Source organism: Streptomyces sp. NPDC052023 (assembly GCF_044548465.1).
Lineage (GTDB): Bacteria > Actinomycetota > Actinomycetes > Streptomycetales > Streptomycetaceae > Streptomyces.
Window position 1 is genome coordinate 158,296 of the sequence record NZ_JBIUBW010000008.1, and the last position, 14,790, is coordinate 173,085.

The following is a 14,790-nucleotide window of genomic DNA, read 5'->3' on the forward strand; positions in this document are numbered from 1 at the left end:
TGAGGCGTGTGGCCGCTGCATCAGCGGTTCAGGCCTGCCCCACTGGGTGTGGGCCCGACCCGGGCTTCCACTTCGGCGGAAGCCGCAATGGGATCCCGCTCGGAAGTCGCGTTAGCGCTCCCCGCATGGCGCTGCGCGGAGTGCCGACTTCAGCTGAGCCAGGGCTCGGTCTCCGCCTCGAAGTGTGTCTGTGCCCGGTCGAGAAACTCGTCCGGGTCACAGCCATGTGCCCGTAGCCAGTGGAGCACGCCGGCGATGATGTCGACGGCGGCCTTCTCGACCAAGGCCAAACCGAGCGGACCTGGGTCGCCGCTCATCATGTCGGGCAAAGCAAGACTGCCCGTGGGCAGAGAGCCGGCGGCAGGGCCCGTAGCCAACTCACACCACGTCACCTTCCGATCGGCTCGCAGTTCGACTCCCCAGCGGTCCGCAGTCGCTGCGACAAGGGCCATCCCGCGACCGCCTTCGCAGTCGACTCCTGCCTGAACCAGGGTGGGCAGAGCCCGGGTGTCAGGGTCGTGGACCTCGATGCGCAGGTAGGAGTCGTTCATGGAGACCGCCAGCGTGGCGGGCGTGCCGTGGCCAACGTGCGTGATGACGTTGGCCACGAGCTCACTGACACAGAGTTGGGCCTCATCGGCGACTTCGTGCAGTCCCCAGATCCCCAGGTGCAACTTCATGATGCGACGTAGGGCTGCCACTTCCTCCGGCTCGGCCGTGAACGCCACGTCCCACGGCTTTCGCTGCATGCACGCTTCCTGGATCACGAAAAGCCGACCCCTTTCACCCCATGACTCCTTCGCGACGCGAGCAACTCAGCGTCATGAATGTTCACGGTGAGTTGCATCGCTGGCTAGCATGAGGCCTGCCCATCCCGCCGTGCAATGTGCACCACGGGATTCCCACGTTTGAGTGATTGGCAAGCACAGCCCTTGGCGCGAGACTGAACGCCGGTTACGAGAAAGAGGTTTGAGATGGCCGGCTCACCGACGGCACGCCGTCGCCGTCTCTCGATCGAGCTGAAGAAGCTCCGCGAGAAGAGCGCCCTCACCTGCGCCCAGGTCGGCGAGGCTCTGGACTGGAGTGGCTCCAAGGTCAACCGGATGGAGACGGGGAGCGGCCGGGTCCAACCATCCGACATCGACGCCCTGTGCCGGTTCTACGGCACCAGTGACGAACTGCGCGACTTCCTCAAGTCGCTGGCCCGACAGGCCAAGACTCGTGGTTGGTGGCAGGTGCACGGCGCCGGCGTTCCCGAGTGGTTCAACATCTACATCGGTCTGGAGCAGGACGCCTCCACCATCCGCCAGTACCAGTGCGAGCTGATTCCCGGCCTCATGCAAATCGGGGCGTACGCCCGCGAACTCCACACGACCGGCGCGCACATGTCCGCTCAGGACATCGACAGAGCCGTGCGTGTGCGCCTGGAGCGCCAGGCCATGCTCACGGGACCAGATGCTCCCGATACGTGGTTCATCGTGAATGAAGCTGCTGTGCGCAACGTCATCGGCGATCGGTCACTGATGCGGGACCAACTCGAACGCGTCTTGGATGCAGCGGAGTTGCCGAGTGTCACGGTGCAGGTGCTTGCCTTCGACTCGGGCACCTATCCGGCCACGGGCTCGTTCACCATGCTCGGCTTCCCTGCTCGGGAAGACCCGGAACTGGTGTACCGCGACGGAATCACAGATGCCGTTTACCTGGAGGGCGAGCATCATGTTCGTGAGTACGCAAGGGCATTCGACGGCTTGCGGGCCGCGGCTCTGAGTCCACAGCGGTCCGCCCAGCTGATCAAGTCCGTTCTGAAGGAATACGCAGGATGAGCAGTGCGAAGTCGCGTAACGATGGCCGTCCGGTGTGGTTCAAGTCGTCGTACAGCAACGGTGCCGGAGGTGAGTGCGTGGAGTGCGCGCTGACTGATGCAGACGCTCTTGTACGCGATTCCAAGAGGGCTGAGCGTTCCGTGGTCACGGTGGGACACGAAACGTGGACCTGCTTCGTGCGCGCCTTGAAGAGCGAGAGCCTCTCTCAGAGGTGATCTGCCTTGCCTGAGCCGAGCCCGCTCGCAGTCTTAAGTGTGCTGGCCGACTTCCGCGAGCGCATCGCCCAAGACGACCGCGCCGACCGTCTCCTCGACCTTGCGCTCGCGCGCCTGAAGGAGGCCGGACGCGTACGCGAGCGCACCACCCAGCGCACCGACTCCACCCACGTCCTGGCCGCGGTACGCGACCTGACCCGGCTGGAACTGGTCACCAGGGCCGTCCGTGCCGCGCTGGAAGAAGCCGCCCGCACGGCCGGGCACCTTCTGGTCGGCTTGGTGGACGAGGAGTCGGGGGCGCCGCTACGGCCGTCCGGTCCGTCTGGGCAAGAACCCCACCCGGCCCAGGACCAGGATCCTCGCCGCCCTGCGTGAAGCCGTGGGGCCACTCGTGCTCCGTACACGGCGATCGATCCGAGCTGACTCCCTGAGGTCCCGTGAACTGACCGGAGGCGACCCCCTCCAGAAAGCGGAGCCTGAGCAGGCTGCCGCGCGCGTACAGCATGAGGGGTAAGGACGACCGCCCCCGGTGTGCGCCGCGGCCGTGGCCGTGACGGGAGGACGAGCGGGGCTCCCCGCCCGTTTCCTCCAGGTCGGGGACCTTTCCCGGTGTCGGGGGCCTGTCCCGGCCCCGCCGGGCCCGTACGGTTGGCGCCGGTCTCCTCCCCGGCGGGCCGGGTGCGCGGCGTCAGCACCGGGGAACCGCATCCGCGTGACTATCCGCGCGTGTCACGGTTACGCCGGTCATGCATGCTTCCACTTCGAGCAGACCGGCTGCCGTAGGCGCCGTCATGTCACTCCTCCTTCTCCTCGTCACCGTCCTGAACGGTCCCCCAGCCACCGCCGGCAGCCACGCGCTGCCCGCGGCGGACCCCGACGCGATCCGTGAATGGAACGCGATCGCCACCGACACCATCAGCGCCAACCTCGGCGCCACCCGCCCCTCAGGCCAGGTAGTCATCTGGCACGGGTTCGTCTCGGCCGCCGTCTACAACGCCGTGGTCGGCATCCGGGGCGACTACGCCCCGTACAAGTGGCGGGTGCGCGGTCCCTCCGGCGCGTCGCCCGAGGCGGCCGCCGTGGCCGCGGCCCACCGGGTGCTGGTCACCTATTTCCCCGCCTCTCAGGCGCCGCTCGACGCCGCCTACGCCGAGTCCCTCGCCAGGATTCCCGCGGGCAGCGCCAGGACGCAGGGCGTGGCCTTCGGGGAGCGGGCCGCCGAGCACCTCATCGATCTGCGCGAAGGCGACGGCCGGGGTGCACCAGTGCAGTTCACCGCCCCGCCCGCGCCCGGCGTCTGGCGGCCCACCCCACCCGGCCACCAGCCCTTCATCGATCCCTGGCTCGGCAGGCTGCGCCCGATGCTGCTCAAGTCCCCGACCCAGGTCCGTCCTGGCCCCCCGCCCGCACTGTCCTCGGCCCGCTATGCCCGGGACGTGCACGAGGTGAAGGCCATGGGAGCGAGGACCGGGTCGTCCCGCACCGCGTTCCAGACCGAGACCGCCCTGTTCTTCGGCGGCAATCTGGCGGTGCAGGTCCAGGCGGCGCTCCGGGACTACACGGCTCGGCACCGCCTGGGGATCGCCGAGACGGCACGGCTGTTCGCCGCGGCGAACACGTCGGCCACCGACGCCGTCGTCGCCTCATGGGACGCCAAACTCCACTACGGACGCTGGCGGCCGATCACCGCCATCCACCTCGCCCACACCGACGGCAACCCCGCGACTGCGGCCGACCCGCAGTGGCAGCCGCTGCTCGTCACACCACCGCACCCCGACTACGTCAGCGGCCATGCCGCGGTCGCAGGCGCCGTGACCCAGACCCTGAGCGGACTGCTCGGCACCCTTCGCCTCGACCTCACCTTCTTCTCCGAGGCCACCGGCACGACACGGCACTACGACCACGCCCACCGGCTCAACGAGGACATGATCGACGCCCGTGTCTGGGCGGGGATCCACTTCCGCTCCGCGGACGTGGCCGGGTGCCGGGCCGGCAGCCGCATCGGCGTCTGGGCGGTCACCCACTACTTCCGGCCGCTGCGTTCTTCGCACGCCCAGGCCTCGCCGACGGCACGGTCCGCGTGCCCGCAGACCGGTACGCGCTGATGCTCTGAAACTTTCCCACCAGTGAGGCGGCGACCAGGACTGTCGGCGGGTACGTGCCGAGGCGTGCACCCGCCGACGGTCTGTCCCCATGGGGTGCTCTGTCATGATTTCCCAGCGGGCAGTGCCAGTTGGGGGGAGCCAAGTCATGCGTATCGGGGTGTATCTCGCGCATCCGCGGGTCGGGAGTCTCAACCACGCTCTCTTCGGGGCCGTCGTGGAGGAGTTGCGCGGGCGGGGGTGTGACGTCGTCGCGCATGATCTCTGCGCTGAGGGTTTTCCGGCCTTGCTGGACGCGGAGGAGACCGAGACCGTGCAGGCAGCCGCACAGGCGGGGGATCCTCGGGTCGCGGCGCACCGGCGTGAGGTCGGCACGCTCGATGCCCTGGTGTTCGTGCATCCCAACTGGTGGGGCATGCCGCCCGCCGTGCTGGTCGGGTGGGTGCAGCGGGTGCTCGCGCCCGGTGTTGCCTACAAGTTGGCGGCCGCGGAGAACGAGCCCGTGGGGCTGATGCGGGCCGGGCGGGCGCTTGTGCTGAACACGTCCGACACTCCCGCCGAGCGGGAGGCCAGTGCGTTCGGGGACCCGTTGGAGCGGATCTGGGCGGCCTGTGTGCTGCCGTACGTCGGAGTGCCAGACGTGCGTCGTGTGGTGTTCCGTACCGTCAGCGACTCGAGCGAGGGCGTGCGGGCCGAATGGCTGGCGCGGGCTCGGCGGGAAGCCGCCGCACTCGTCGGGTGAACGTCGTGCGGGCCGTCGGGACCGGGCCGGGGCTGCGGCCAGGTGGCCGGCTGACGGCCACCGCACCCGGGTGGCCGCCGGCAGGGTCCTACGGCCTCGGTACCAGCTCCGCACGGCCGAACAACAGGGCGTAGCCCTGCGGGAGTTGACGTAGGACGTCGTCCACCAGGGTCTCGCCGAGCAGCGGCGGCAGGACGCCGAGGACCGAGCTGACGTCCCAGCGGGCCGTGGCCGGGGTGGCGCCCGCCGTGCGGTCGGCCACCGCCTCGACGAACTCCGGGGCGGTGAGCGGGTGGGGCGCCGGGATCTCGGAGGCGATGGCCCGTGCCGCCTCCTCCGGGAGGGCCTGGGCCAGGGCCACTCGTTCGTCGCCCGTGACGTGGCGGCCGAGGGCGGACAGGACGGTACGGGTGATGCGCTCCGCCTCGGTCCGCGTCGGGTACTGCCCCGCCCTCTGTACGGCCGTGATCAGCTCCGTCCAGGTCACGGTGCGGGCCGGCGTGGTCGTCAGGGGCGGCATCGTGGGTGCGGTCATCGTGCGGCGTTCTCCTCCAGGTGGGCCAGGTCGGTCGAAGAGTCCAGGTGGGCGCGGGGGCGTCCCGCAGGCGGGGTGCGGTGCCTGCGGGACGCTTACCGTCGGGTGCCGCGCTCAGGTGCTGAGCTGCCTGCGGCTGTCGCCGCCGGTGATCTGGATGCGGCGCGGCTTGGCCGCCTCCGCCACGGGGATGCGCAGCGTGAGGACACCGGCCTCGTACGAGGCGTCGATGCGGTCCGTGTCGAGGGTGTCGCCGAGGAAGAGCTGGCGGGTGAAGGTACCCGTGGGGCGTTCGGCGACGATCATCTCCGCGCCCTGGGGGGCGGGGACGCGGCGCTCGGCGCGGACGTTCAGGACGTTGCGTTCGACGTCCAGCTCGATCGTCTCGGGGTCGATGCCGGGCAGGTCGAAGTGGACGACGAAGTCGTCCCCGGACCGGTAGGCGTCCATCGGCATGGCGGCCGGACGGGTGGGGCCGAAGACCTGCTGCGCGAGGCGGTCGAATTCGCGGAACGGGTCGGTGCGCATGAGCATCACGGGTCACTCCTTTCGGAAGAGGCTGGGTGCGATGCCCTACGGCTTCTTATATAGCTCGCCCGAGGAAAGTTGACAAGTCCCGACTCAGGTTCGCTGCTTCGGTGAGTATGAGCGTTAGTCTCACAGCAGGTAGGGGCCGTATTGAGGAGGCAGGACATGGCCAGGGTTCCCAGCGCACTCGTCGCCGCGAGCGGGCTCGTCGGCGGGTACGGCGTCGCACGCTGGACCGGGCAGCGGCAGCTCGGCGGGGTCGTACTCGCCGCCGCCGGGGCGGCCGCCGCCCAGCAGTGGCGGCGGCGGGCCGGCGGGAAGGCCGCCGGGGCGCTGGGCGCCGCATACGTCGCCGCCTTCGCCGGGTCGCACCCGCTGGCCAAGAAGGTGGGCGCCTGGCCCGCCGTGTTCGGGGTGGCGGGGGCCGTCGCCCTCGCGTCCTGGGCGGTCGCCGACCGGCGGGCGTGAGCCTCGCGCGCCGCAGGGCGGCTACGCCTGCGGCCTGAACGCCCGGCGGTACCCCTGCGGACTCGTCCCGACCACCCGCCGGAAGCGCTCCCGGAAGGCCGTGGGCGAGCCGAAGCCGGCCTGGGCCGCGATGCGTTCGACCGGATACGACGTCGTCTCCAGCAGGTACTGGGCGCGCCGCACCCGCGCCCGGTGCAGCCACTGCAACGGCGTCGTCCCCGTCTGCTCCCGGAAGCGCCGGTTGAGCGTACGCGTGCTCATCCCGGCCCGCGTCGCGACCTCGTCCAGCGTCAGATCCCGGTCGCAGTGGTCCTCCAGCCAGGCCAGCAGGGGCTCCAGCGTGGCGCCCGCCGGGGCCGGGGGCTGGTCGTGGACGATGAACTGGGCCTGGCCGCCCTCACGTTCCAGCGGCATGACCGACATCCGGGCGGCATGAGCGGCGACCGCCGAGCCGTGGTCCTTGCGGACCATGTGCAGGCACATGTCCATCGCCGCGGCGGCGCCCGCCGACGTCAGGAACTGGCCGTTGTCGACGTAGAGGACGTTCGGATCGACGGTCACCTTCGGGTACCGCCGGGCCAGATCCGCCGCCGCGATCCAGTGCGTCGTGGCGCGCAGGCCGTCCAGCAGGCCCGTCGCCGCGAAGAGGAACGCGCCGACGCAGATCGACGCGATGCGCGTGCCGCCCGCGGCCGCCTCGCGCAGGGCTTCGGTGACGGCGGGCGGCAGCGTCGGCGGCGGGTCCCCGACGCCGGGCAGGATGATCGTGTCGGCCTCCGCCAGCGCCGCGAGGCCGTACGGCGCCCGCACGGTGAACGCCCCCGCGTTCACCTCCTCCCGCTCCGCGCAGACCCGCACCCGGTAGGCCTCACGGCCGTCCGGCAGACGGGCCCAGCCGAAGGCGTCGATCGGGGCGGCGAGGTCGAAGGGGATGACGCCGTCCAGCGCCAGTACGGCCACGGTGTGCATGGCGAGATCGTAGGCATACGACGGAGTTTCGCCAACCGGCCCTTCGCTCAGCCGCCGACCCGCCTTCGGTCAGCCACCGCCCACCCGCCTTCGGTCAGTCCCCGACCCCGACCTGGGCCGCAGCGGCCACGAAGAGCCCTGCCCAGCCCTCACCGGACCCCCGGCCCAGCCCCTGGCGAGAATCCGTCGAAGCCTGTCACTATCGCCACTTCCCCGTGATCCATCGCCCCCATAGCGTCGACGCCCGTGACCAAGTTCCTTCTCGCCGTCCACGTCCTCGCCGCGATCGTCGCCATCGGCCCCGTCACCGTCGCCGCGAGCATGTTCCCGCCCGCCGCGCGCCGGGCGATGGCCGCGCCCGACGACCCGAAGGCCACCGGGACGGTCCAGTTGCTGCACCGCATCTGCCGGGTCTACGCCACCGTCGGCGTGGTCGTGCCCGTGTTCGGGTTCGCCACGGCGGGCGCCATGGGGGTGCTCGGCGACGCCTGGCTGATCGTGTCCATCGTGCTGACCGCCGTGGCCGCGATCGTGCTCGTCGCCCTGGTGCTGCCCCGTCAGGGAGCCCTCGTGGAGGGCGGCGGCACGCGGGAGGCGACCGTGCGACTGGCCATGTTCACCGGGATCTTCAACCTGCTGTGGGCGGTGGTGACGGTGCTGATGATCGTCCGCCCGGGGTCGACGACCGGCGCGTGAGCCCTATCGCCGGTGCGTGAGCACGTTCACCACGCGCCCGTTCGGGTCCCGTACGAAGAAACGCCGTACGCCCCACTCCTCGTCCCGCAGTTCGCGTACGACTTCCGCGCCCGAGGCAAGCACGCGCGCGTACACCGCGTCGACGTCCTCGACCTCCACGCTCAGGTCGGGGACGACGGGCGCGGTCCGTTCCTCGGTGAGGAAGATGAGCTGGGCGGTGGGGTTCGCGGGGGACGCCAGCGTCATCACCCAGCCCAGGTTCATGACCTCCTCCAGGCCGAGCAGGCCGTAGAAGTCCCGGTTGCCCTCCATCGCGGCCTCGGACGGCACCTGGCAGTCGGGGACGATTCTGCGGACGGCCATGGCTTCGACTCCCGGGTTGTCAGGCGGTGACGTCGGACGTGTCGGCCGCCGTCGTCACGGACAGCGGTGTGGCGATGTCCTCCAGGGACCGCCGCTCCGCCCGTACCGCCAGGAAGACCGCGACCAGGCCGGCCGCGCACATCAGGCCCGCGCCGATCTGGAAGGCGAGCACGGTGTCGGCGACGACGCCCGACTCGGTCAGGTCGGCGAAGATCAGCGGGCCGCTGATGCCGCCCGCCGCGGTGCCGAGGGCGTAGAAGAAGGCGATGGCCATGGCCCGGGTCTCCATCGGGAAGACCTCCGAGACGGTGAGATAGGCGCTGGAGGCGCCCGCAGAGGCGAAGAAGAGCACCACGCACCAGCATGCCGTCATCGTCGTCGCCGTCAGGGAGCCTCGGTCGAAGAGCCAGGCCGTGCCGAACAGGAGCAGGCCGGAGAGGATGTAGGTCGAGGAGATCATCACCCGGCGGCCGACCGTGTCGAAGAGCTTGCCGAGCAGCAGCGGGCCGAGGAAGTTGCCGGCCGCGATGACGGCGAAGTAGTAGCCGGTGCTGCCCGTCGGCACGTCGAAGAACGTGCTGAGGATGGTGCCGAAGCCGAAGGTGATGGCGTTGTACAGGAACGCCTGGCCGATGAAGAGGGACAGCCCGAGGATCGCCCGGCGGGGGTAGCGGCCGAAGACGGTCCTGGCGATCAGGCCGAAGCCGATGCTCTTGCGTTCCTGGATGGTGATCTCGCCCGCGGGCGGCGGCAGCGGCTCGCCCTTCTCCTGCTCGATCTCCCGTTCGACGGACGAGACCAGCGCCTCCGCCTTCTCACCCCGGCCATGGATGAACTGCCATCGTGGTGACTCCGGGACATGACGGCGTACCAGCAGGATGACCAGACCCAGGACGACGCCCAGCGCGAAGCTCAGCCGCCAGCCCAGGTCCTTCGGGAAGATCGCGGTGTCCAGCATGACGATCGACAGCAGTGCACCGCCGATCGCGCCGAGCCAGTAGCTGCCGTTGATGATCAGGTCGACCCGGCCCCGGTACAGGGACGGGATCAGCTCGTCGATCGCGGAGTTGATGGCCGCGTACTCGCCGCCGATGCCGAAGCCGGTGAGGAAGCGGAAGAGGAAGAACCACCACGACTCGAAGGACAGGGCCGTCATCGCCGTGGCCGCCAGGTACACCGCCAGCGTGACCATGAACAGCTTCTTGCGGCCGTACCGGTCGGTCAGCCGGCCGAAGAACAGGGCGCCGGAACAGGCGCCCGCCACGTACAGCGCCGCCGCGATACCGGTGACCTGGGCGGCGCTGATGTCGAGGCCGCTGCCCTCCTCCGCCAGCCGGCCGGCGACGTTGCCGACGATGGTGACCTCGAGGCCGTCCAGGATCCAGACGGTCCCCAGGCCGATCACGATCATCCAGTGCCACCGGGACCACGGCAGCCGGTCCAGCCGGGCCGGTACGGAGGTGGTGATGGTTCCGGTGGAGGCGGGCACAGAGTCCGGCGACGACGATGCTGCTGCTGTCATGGCTCCCTCTCCGTCGAGCGACCCCCTCCCGTATGCCCGGAAGGCGGGAGGTCACGCCCGCCCGGAAGCGGGAGGTCACGCCGGTACGGTCCCGGTCACGCCCCCAGCATGCCGGAGACCGTGTAGATCAGCAGCCCGGCGAGCGAGCCGACCACCGTGCCGTTGATGCGGATGAACTGCAGGTCACGGCCGATGTGGGCCTCGATCTTCCGGGTGGTGTGCTCGGCGTCCCAGCCCGCCACGGTGTCGGTGATCAGCAGCGTGATCTCGCTGCGGTAGGTCGTCACCACGTGCACGGCCGCGCCCTCGACCCAGCTGTCCACCTTGTCCTGGATCTTGGGTTCGGTGGCCATCCGGGCGCCCAGCGAGAGCAGGGAGGCCCGCACGCGCAGCCGCAGCTCGCTGCGCTCGTCCTCGGCCGCGGAGACGATCATGGAGCGTACGGCCGTCCAGGCGGAGGCGATCAGGTCCTGGACCTCGCCGCGGCCGAGCACCTCGCCCTTGAGCCGTTCGACCCTGGCGCGGGTGTCGGTGTCGGACTGGAGGTCGGAGGCGAAGTCGGAGAGGAAGCGGTCCAGGGCGCCGCGCGCCGGGTGGGACGGCATGTCCCGCATCTCGGCGCAGAAGCGCAGCAGCTCCTTGTAGACCCGCTCGCCCACCTTCCGGTCCACGAACCGCGGGGTCCAGCCGGGCGCGCCGCCCTGCACCGCGTCCATCACGGAGTCGCTGTGCAGCACCAGCCAGTCGTGCGCACGGGAGACGACCAGGTCGACGACCCGTTTGTGGCCGCCGTCGGCGACGACCTTCTCCAGCATCTTGCCGATGCCGGGCGCGATCTCCTGGACGCCCGCCCGGCGGGTGATGGCCTCGCCGACCACCGCCTGCACGTCGGAGTCGCGCAGCACGGTGAGCGCGCCGCGCAGGGCCGTCGCCAGTTCGGCGGTCACCCGGTCGGCGTTCTGGGGTTCGGCCAGCCAGGCGCCGAGGCGGCTGCCGATGCCGACGGCGCGCAGCCGCTGCCGTACCACGTCCTCGGAGAGGAAGTTCTCGCCGACGAACTCGCCGAGGGAGACGCCGAGCTGGTCCTTCTTGGTGGGGATGATCGCGGTGTGCGGGATGGGGATGCCGAGGGGGTGGCGGAAGAGGGCGGTGACGGCGAACCAGTCGGCCAGGGCGCCGACCATGCCGGCCTCGGCGGCCGCGGCGACATAGCCGGCCCAGGGGCCGGCACCCGAGTTCTGCGCCCATTTGGCCAGCACGTACACCACGGCCACGAGGAACAGCAGGCCGGTGGCGGTGAGCTTCATCCGGCGCACGCCGCGCCGCTTCTCCTCGTCCGCCGGGCTGAACGTCGTCATCGCCCGGACGGCGGACGCGGGCACGCCGCGCCCGCCGTCCGTGCGATTACCGGCGGCACCCGGTCGGGCATGCTGCTCTACGGCACCCGCGCCCGTTTCACCTGCTTGATCCGGTTTCGTACGATCCATCCGCTCCACCCGTTCCCGAGCCTCCACTCCTCATTGTCCCTTCCTGACCGACTCCTGGAACGTGACAAGAGTTCCCGGCGTCTGTGGGGAGGGGCGGCGCAACTTCCCCCCGCCCCATGGCGCATCATGGAGTGATCACGTCGGAGCCTCGGGCTCCACTTCCGCCCGAGGAGAAACGCACCGCATGACCAGGCGTCATCACGGTTATGCCTTGCTCGCCGCCGTCGTCTCACTGATCATGGCCGTGTCGGTCGCCATATACGCCGGAGCCGCCGCCGACGGCGGCACCGCACAAGGCGCGCTCGCAGGCCCCCGTCACCCGCACAACTCCGCCGCCCCTGCCTCCACCGGCACCTGGGTCGGTACCTGGTCGACGTCTCCGTCGGCCGCCGAGCCCGGCACCGAGGCAGCAGGCCTGCACGACCGCTCCGTACGCAACGTCGTGCACACCAGTGCCGGTGGTACGGGTGCCCGGATCACGCTGTCCAATCTCTACGGCCGGCTGCCGCTGACCGTCACGCGGGCCACGATCGCCCTCGCCGCCGCCGACGACAGCCCGGCCGCGGTGCCACGGAGCATGCGGCAGCTGACGTTCAGCGGCCTGCCCACGGTGGTGATCGCGCCGGGAGCGCAGGTGATGAGCGACGCCGTGCGCCTCGCGATCCCGCACGACAGCGACGTCCTGGTCACCACCTACGCCCCGGCCGAGCCGGGCCCGGTCACCGTGCACGCGCGCGTACGGCAGATCTCGTACGCCGCCCAGGGTGACCACACCAAGGACGTGACCGGCGTGCCCTACACCGAACAGGTGGAGGCCTGGCGCTATCTGACCGCCCTCGACGTGCTCAGCAACGAAGCCGACGGCACCCTCGTCGCCTTCGGCGACTCCCTCACCGAGGGCCACTCCTCCACCGTGGGCGCCAACCGGCGCTGGCCCGACGTCCTGTCCGACCTGCTGCGCGAGGCGGCCCACGCGGGCAAGGACGTGCCCCGGTACGGCGTCGTCAACCAGGGCATCGGCGGCAACCGCGTCCTGACCGGCGGTCTGGGCCGCCCCGCCGACAACCCCAGCGGCCTCGACCGCTTCCCCCGTGACGTGCTCGGCCGGACGAACGTCCGGGTCGTCGTGATCGACCTCGGCGTCAACGACATCCTGCGCTCGCCGTCCGTCTCCGACCCCGGCCTGATCCTCGACGGCCTGCGCACCCTGGTGCGCCAGGCACACGCGCGCGGCATCAGGGTGGTCGGCGCGACGCTGATGCCCTTCGGCGGCCACCGCGGATACAGCGCGGACCGCGAGGCGGTACGGCAGGAGATCAACGCCGAGATCCGGTCGGGGCGGCTCTTCGACGCGGTGGTCGACTTCGACCGGGCACTGCGCGATCCGTACGACCCGCGCAGGTTCCGCCCGGACTACGACTCCGGCGACCACCTGCACCCCAACGACCGTGGCTACGAGCGGATGGCGCGGGAGTTCGACCTGACGGCCCTGAAGGGCTCGGCCCCGGCGCGGCTCTGACGGGCCGCGCGGATACGCGCACCCGCTCCGCCTCCCGGTGCCGTGGGCGTCTACTCCGCGTCCCTGCGCCGCTGGTCGTGCCCCCAGCCGTGCGTCAGGTCCCCGTGCCCCAGCATCCGCCGGTCCGCCCCCTCGACGTCCCGCTCCTCGCCCTCGCGCCGGACACGCGCCGGCTTGCGCTCGATGCCCACCCCGCCCCAGAAGGCGAACCCGGAGACGATCACCCGCGGGGCGCCCGGGTCGCCGGGCACCCCGTCCTCGCGGCTGTCGAAGCCGCCCATGATGCCGATGCCGCGGACGACGACCTCGACGCCGGGCGGCACGACGATGCCCACACCGCCCATGATCGTCACGCAGTTGATCTCGACCTCGCGGTCGGCGAAGAGCGCGTCGCGCAGATCGAGCTCCCCGCCGCCCCAGAACGTGAAGCAGGTGAATCGCTTCGGTACCTTCCAGCGCCCCTTGCGCTGGAACCCGGACATCACGGCTACGGCCCCCGAGGACGATCCCGCGCCCCCGGTGATCCGCTCGGCCCAACCCCCGCGTGCGGCGGGCTCCTTGACCATCGACACCGAGGGTCCCGGCGCACCGCCCCCGGCCGGCAGGTCCCGCGTGATCGGCGCCAGCTCCCCGTAGGTCCGCGCCTGGTACGTCGCGTCGAGGCGCTCCTCGAACTCCGTCATGTCCAGCCGCCCCTCCGCGAGGGCGTCCCGCAGGACCTCGGCGACTCGCTCTCGGTCGGCGTCGGAGGCACGCAGCTCCGGGGCATCGTCGGTCATGGACAGCAGCCTACGTTTTCCCCGCCTCCGGCACTACGCGCTCGCCCGCTCCTCGTACATCCGCGCGATCACGGCCTCGATGTCCGGCTCCCGCACCGACAGGTCCAGCAGCGGGTACTCGGCCGCGATCCGCGCCACCAGCGGTGCCGCCGACTGGGCCGCCGGGAAGGCCAGCCACTGCCGGGGCCCCTCGACGCGCACCACCCGCGCGGGCGCCGGCACCGCGATCGGCGGCAGCTCCCGCTCCAGGTCGACGACGAGGGTGCGCTCGCTCTCCCCCGCCTCGTGCAGCCCGGCGAGCGGACCGTCGTACATCAGGCGCCCGTGGTCGATGACCATCACGCGGGAGCAGAGCTGCTCGATGTCCTGGAGGTCGTGGGTGGTGAGCAGCACCGTGGTGCCGCGCTCGGTGTTCAGGTCGCGCAGGAACTGGCGCACCCTGGCCTTGGAGATGACGTCCAGGCCGATGGTCGGTTCGTCGAGGTAGAGCACCTCGGGGTCGTGCAGCAGCGCCGCGGCGATGTCCCCGCGCATCCGCTGGCCCAGCGAGAGCTGCCGTACCGGCACGTCCAGCAGCTCGCCCAGCTCCAGGAGTTCGACACAGCGTTCGAGGTTCGCGCGGTAACGGGCGTCGGGAATCCGGTACATGCGGTGCGCCAGCCGGTACGAGTCGATCAGCGGCAGGTCCCACCACAGCGTCGTGCGCTGCCCGAACACCACCCCGATGCGGTGCGCCAGCCGCGAGCGCTCCCGGGACGGGTCGATGCCCGCGACCCGCAGCCGCCCGCCGCTGGGGGTGAGGATGCCGGTCAGCATCTTGATCGTGGTCGACTTCCCGGCGCCGTTCGGCCCGATGCAGCCGACCATCTCGCCGCGCGCCACGCGGAACGAGATCGAGTCGACGGCCCGCACCTGCCGCCGCTCCCGCTTGAGGAAGCCGGTCCTCTTGCGTACGTCGAAGACCTTCTCGACGCGGTCGAGTTCGATGAAGCCCTCGGCGGCGCCGGTCCCCGCGCCCTGTGCCTCTGTCGCCGTCACCCGG

17 protein-coding genes are annotated in these 14,790 nt (G+C 71.0%); 8 read left to right on the forward strand and 9 right to left on the reverse strand.

Translation table 11 applies throughout. The features are described 5' to 3' along the window. Positions 1-149: 149 nt before the first annotated feature. Positions 150-749 (reverse strand): ATP-binding protein, encoded by a 600-nt coding sequence (locus tag ACIHCM_RS18760; RefSeq protein ID WP_399897183.1) that lies wholly within the window; start codon positions 747-749, stop codon positions 150-152. Between the two features lie 225 nt (positions 750-974). Here ACIHCM_RS18760 and ACIHCM_RS18765 point away from each other — a divergent pair, with 225 nt between their 5' ends. The 5 genes from ACIHCM_RS18765 (at position 975) to ACIHCM_RS18785 (ending at position 4,882) form a co-directional block, all read left to right on the forward strand. Further along, positions 975-1,823 (forward strand): helix-turn-helix domain-containing protein, encoded by an 849-nt coding sequence (locus ACIHCM_RS18765; RefSeq protein ID WP_399896839.1) that lies wholly within the window; start codon positions 975-977, stop codon positions 1,821-1,823. Further along, entirely contained in the window at positions 1,820-2,038 is a 219-nt protein-coding gene (locus ACIHCM_RS18770) for a DUF397 domain-containing protein (RefSeq protein WP_399896842.1), read from the forward strand. Before ACIHCM_RS18765 ends, ACIHCM_RS18770 begins: the two co-directional genes overlap by 4 nt. Positions 2,039-2,077: 39 nt before the next feature. Beyond that, positions 2,078-2,413, forward strand: a complete 336-nt coding sequence (locus ACIHCM_RS18775; protein ID WP_399896845.1) for a hypothetical protein — start codon at positions 2,078-2,080, stop codon at positions 2,411-2,413. A 416-nt stretch (positions 2,414-2,829) separates the two neighbouring features. Then, entirely contained in the window at positions 2,830-4,143 is a 1,314-nt protein-coding gene (locus tag ACIHCM_RS18780) for a vanadium-dependent haloperoxidase (protein WP_399896848.1), read from the forward strand. Between the two features lie 145 nt (positions 4,144-4,288). Beyond that, the gene (locus ACIHCM_RS18785) at positions 4,289-4,882 is read left to right on the forward strand and encodes an NAD(P)H-dependent oxidoreductase (RefSeq protein ID WP_399896851.1); all 594 of its coding nucleotides are present in this window, start codon (positions 4,289-4,291) and stop codon (positions 4,880-4,882) included. Between the two features lie 88 nt (positions 4,883-4,970). Here ACIHCM_RS18785 and ACIHCM_RS18790 read toward each other — a convergent pair whose 3' ends face one another. Together ACIHCM_RS18790 and ACIHCM_RS18795 are read right to left on the reverse strand one after the other, a co-directional pair. Beyond that, complete coding sequence (locus tag ACIHCM_RS18790; protein ID WP_399896854.1) at positions 4,971-5,417, reverse strand: DUF2267 domain-containing protein; 447 nt, start codon at positions 5,415-5,417, stop codon at positions 4,971-4,973. A 114-nt stretch (positions 5,418-5,531) separates the two neighbouring features. After that, positions 5,532-5,951 (reverse strand): Hsp20/alpha crystallin family protein, encoded by a 420-nt coding sequence (locus tag ACIHCM_RS18795; protein ID WP_399896857.1) that lies wholly within the window; start codon positions 5,949-5,951, stop codon positions 5,532-5,534. A 159-nt stretch (positions 5,952-6,110) separates the two neighbouring features. Here ACIHCM_RS18795 and ACIHCM_RS18800 point away from each other — a divergent pair, with 159 nt between their 5' ends. Continuing rightward, complete coding sequence (locus ACIHCM_RS18800; RefSeq protein WP_399896860.1) at positions 6,111-6,413, forward strand: hypothetical protein; 303 nt, start codon at positions 6,111-6,113, stop codon at positions 6,411-6,413. Between the two features lie 21 nt (positions 6,414-6,434). On the opposite strand, the gene ACIHCM_RS18805 is transcribed toward ACIHCM_RS18800, so the two are convergent. Continuing rightward, positions 6,435-7,382 carry a GlxA family transcriptional regulator gene (locus ACIHCM_RS18805; RefSeq protein WP_399896863.1) on the reverse strand — a complete coding sequence of 316 codons (948 nt, stop codon included), beginning with the start codon at positions 7,380-7,382 and terminating at the stop codon, positions 6,435-6,437. 246 nt (positions 7,383-7,628) lie between these two features. On the opposite strand from ACIHCM_RS18805, the gene ACIHCM_RS18810 reads away from it, so the two are divergent. After that, on the forward strand, positions 7,629-8,078 hold the full coding sequence (locus ACIHCM_RS18810; RefSeq protein WP_399896866.1) for a hypothetical protein: 450 nt from the start codon (positions 7,629-7,631) through the stop codon (positions 8,076-8,078). Positions 8,079-8,081: 3 nt separating this feature from the next. On the opposite strand, the gene ACIHCM_RS18815 is transcribed toward ACIHCM_RS18810, so the two are convergent. The 3 genes from ACIHCM_RS18815 to ACIHCM_RS18825 all read right to left on the reverse strand — a co-directional run bounded on the left by ACIHCM_RS18815 (position 8,082) and on the right by ACIHCM_RS18825 (position 11,450). Then, the gene (locus ACIHCM_RS18815; protein ID WP_399896869.1) at positions 8,082-8,441 is read right to left on the reverse strand and encodes a VOC family protein; all 360 of its coding nucleotides are present in this window, start codon (positions 8,439-8,441) and stop codon (positions 8,082-8,084) included. A gap of 19 nt (positions 8,442-8,460) precedes the next feature. Beyond that, on the reverse strand, positions 8,461-9,963 hold the full coding sequence (locus ACIHCM_RS18820) for an MFS transporter (RefSeq protein WP_399896873.1): 1,503 nt from the start codon (positions 9,961-9,963) through the stop codon (positions 8,461-8,463). Between the two features lie 95 nt (positions 9,964-10,058). Beyond that, positions 10,059-11,450, reverse strand: a complete 1,392-nt coding sequence (locus tag ACIHCM_RS18825; protein ID WP_399896876.1) for a DUF445 domain-containing protein — start codon at positions 11,448-11,450, stop codon at positions 10,059-10,061. A gap of 184 nt (positions 11,451-11,634) precedes the next feature. Between ACIHCM_RS18825 and ACIHCM_RS18830 the strand changes: the two genes are divergently transcribed. Next, positions 11,635-12,969 carry an SGNH/GDSL hydrolase family protein gene (locus tag ACIHCM_RS18830; RefSeq protein WP_399896879.1) on the forward strand — a complete coding sequence of 445 codons (1,335 nt, stop codon included), beginning with the start codon at positions 11,635-11,637 and terminating at the stop codon, positions 12,967-12,969. Between the two features lie 50 nt (positions 12,970-13,019). Here ACIHCM_RS18830 and ACIHCM_RS18835 read toward each other — a convergent pair whose 3' ends face one another. Next, positions 13,020-13,748: a DUF1707 domain-containing protein gene (locus tag ACIHCM_RS18835; protein WP_399896882.1), complete on the reverse strand. Its 729-nt coding sequence runs from the start codon at positions 13,746-13,748 to the stop codon at positions 13,020-13,022. A 33-nt stretch (positions 13,749-13,781) separates the two neighbouring features. Next, entirely contained in the window at positions 13,782-14,786 is a 1,005-nt protein-coding gene (locus tag ACIHCM_RS18840) for an ATP-binding cassette domain-containing protein (protein WP_399896885.1), read from the reverse strand. Between the last annotated feature and the right edge of the window lie 4 nt (positions 14,787-14,790).

Bases quoted from the DNA above. Each gene is read 5' to 3' on its own strand.
- ACIHCM_RS18825 (WP_399896876.1), bottom strand. From the start codon at position 11,450: ATGGATCGTACGAAACCGGATCAAGCAGGTGAAACGGGCGCGGGTGCC.
- ACIHCM_RS18830 (WP_399896879.1), top strand. From the start codon at position 11,635: ATGACCAGGCGTCATCACGGTTATGCCTTGCTCGCCGCCGTCGTCTCA.
- ACIHCM_RS18765 (WP_399896839.1), top strand. From the start codon at position 975: ATGGCCGGCTCACCGACGGCACGCCGTCGCCGTCTCTCGATCGAGCTG.
- ACIHCM_RS18835 (WP_399896882.1), bottom strand. From the start codon at position 13,748: ATGACCGACGATGCCCCGGAGCTGCGTGCCTCCGACGCCGACCGAGAG.
- ACIHCM_RS18820 (WP_399896873.1), bottom strand. From the start codon at position 9,963: ATGACAGCAGCAGCATCGTCGTCGCCGGACTCTGTGCCCGCCTCCACC.
- ACIHCM_RS18780 (WP_399896848.1), top strand. From the start codon at position 2,830: ATGTCACTCCTCCTTCTCCTCGTCACCGTCCTGAACGGTCCCCCAGCC.
- ACIHCM_RS18815 (WP_399896869.1), bottom strand. From the start codon at position 8,441: ATGGCCGTCCGCAGAATCGTCCCCGACTGCCAGGTGCCGTCCGAGGCC.
- ACIHCM_RS18770 (WP_399896842.1), top strand. From the start codon at position 1,820: ATGAGCAGTGCGAAGTCGCGTAACGATGGCCGTCCGGTGTGGTTCAAG.
- ACIHCM_RS18795 (WP_399896857.1), bottom strand. From the start codon at position 5,951: ATGCTCATGCGCACCGACCCGTTCCGCGAATTCGACCGCCTCGCGCAG.
- ACIHCM_RS18790 (WP_399896854.1), bottom strand. From the start codon at position 5,417: ATGACCGCACCCACGATGCCGCCCCTGACGACCACGCCGGCCCGCACC.
- ACIHCM_RS18785 (WP_399896851.1), top strand. From the start codon at position 4,289: ATGCGTATCGGGGTGTATCTCGCGCATCCGCGGGTCGGGAGTCTCAAC.
- ACIHCM_RS18760 (WP_399897183.1), bottom strand. From the start codon at position 749: ATGCAGCGAAAGCCGTGGGACGTGGCGTTCACGGCCGAGCCGGAGGAA.
- ACIHCM_RS18800 (WP_399896860.1), top strand. From the start codon at position 6,111: ATGGCCAGGGTTCCCAGCGCACTCGTCGCCGCGAGCGGGCTCGTCGGC.
- ACIHCM_RS18805 (WP_399896863.1), bottom strand. From the start codon at position 7,382: ATGCACACCGTGGCCGTACTGGCGCTGGACGGCGTCATCCCCTTCGAC.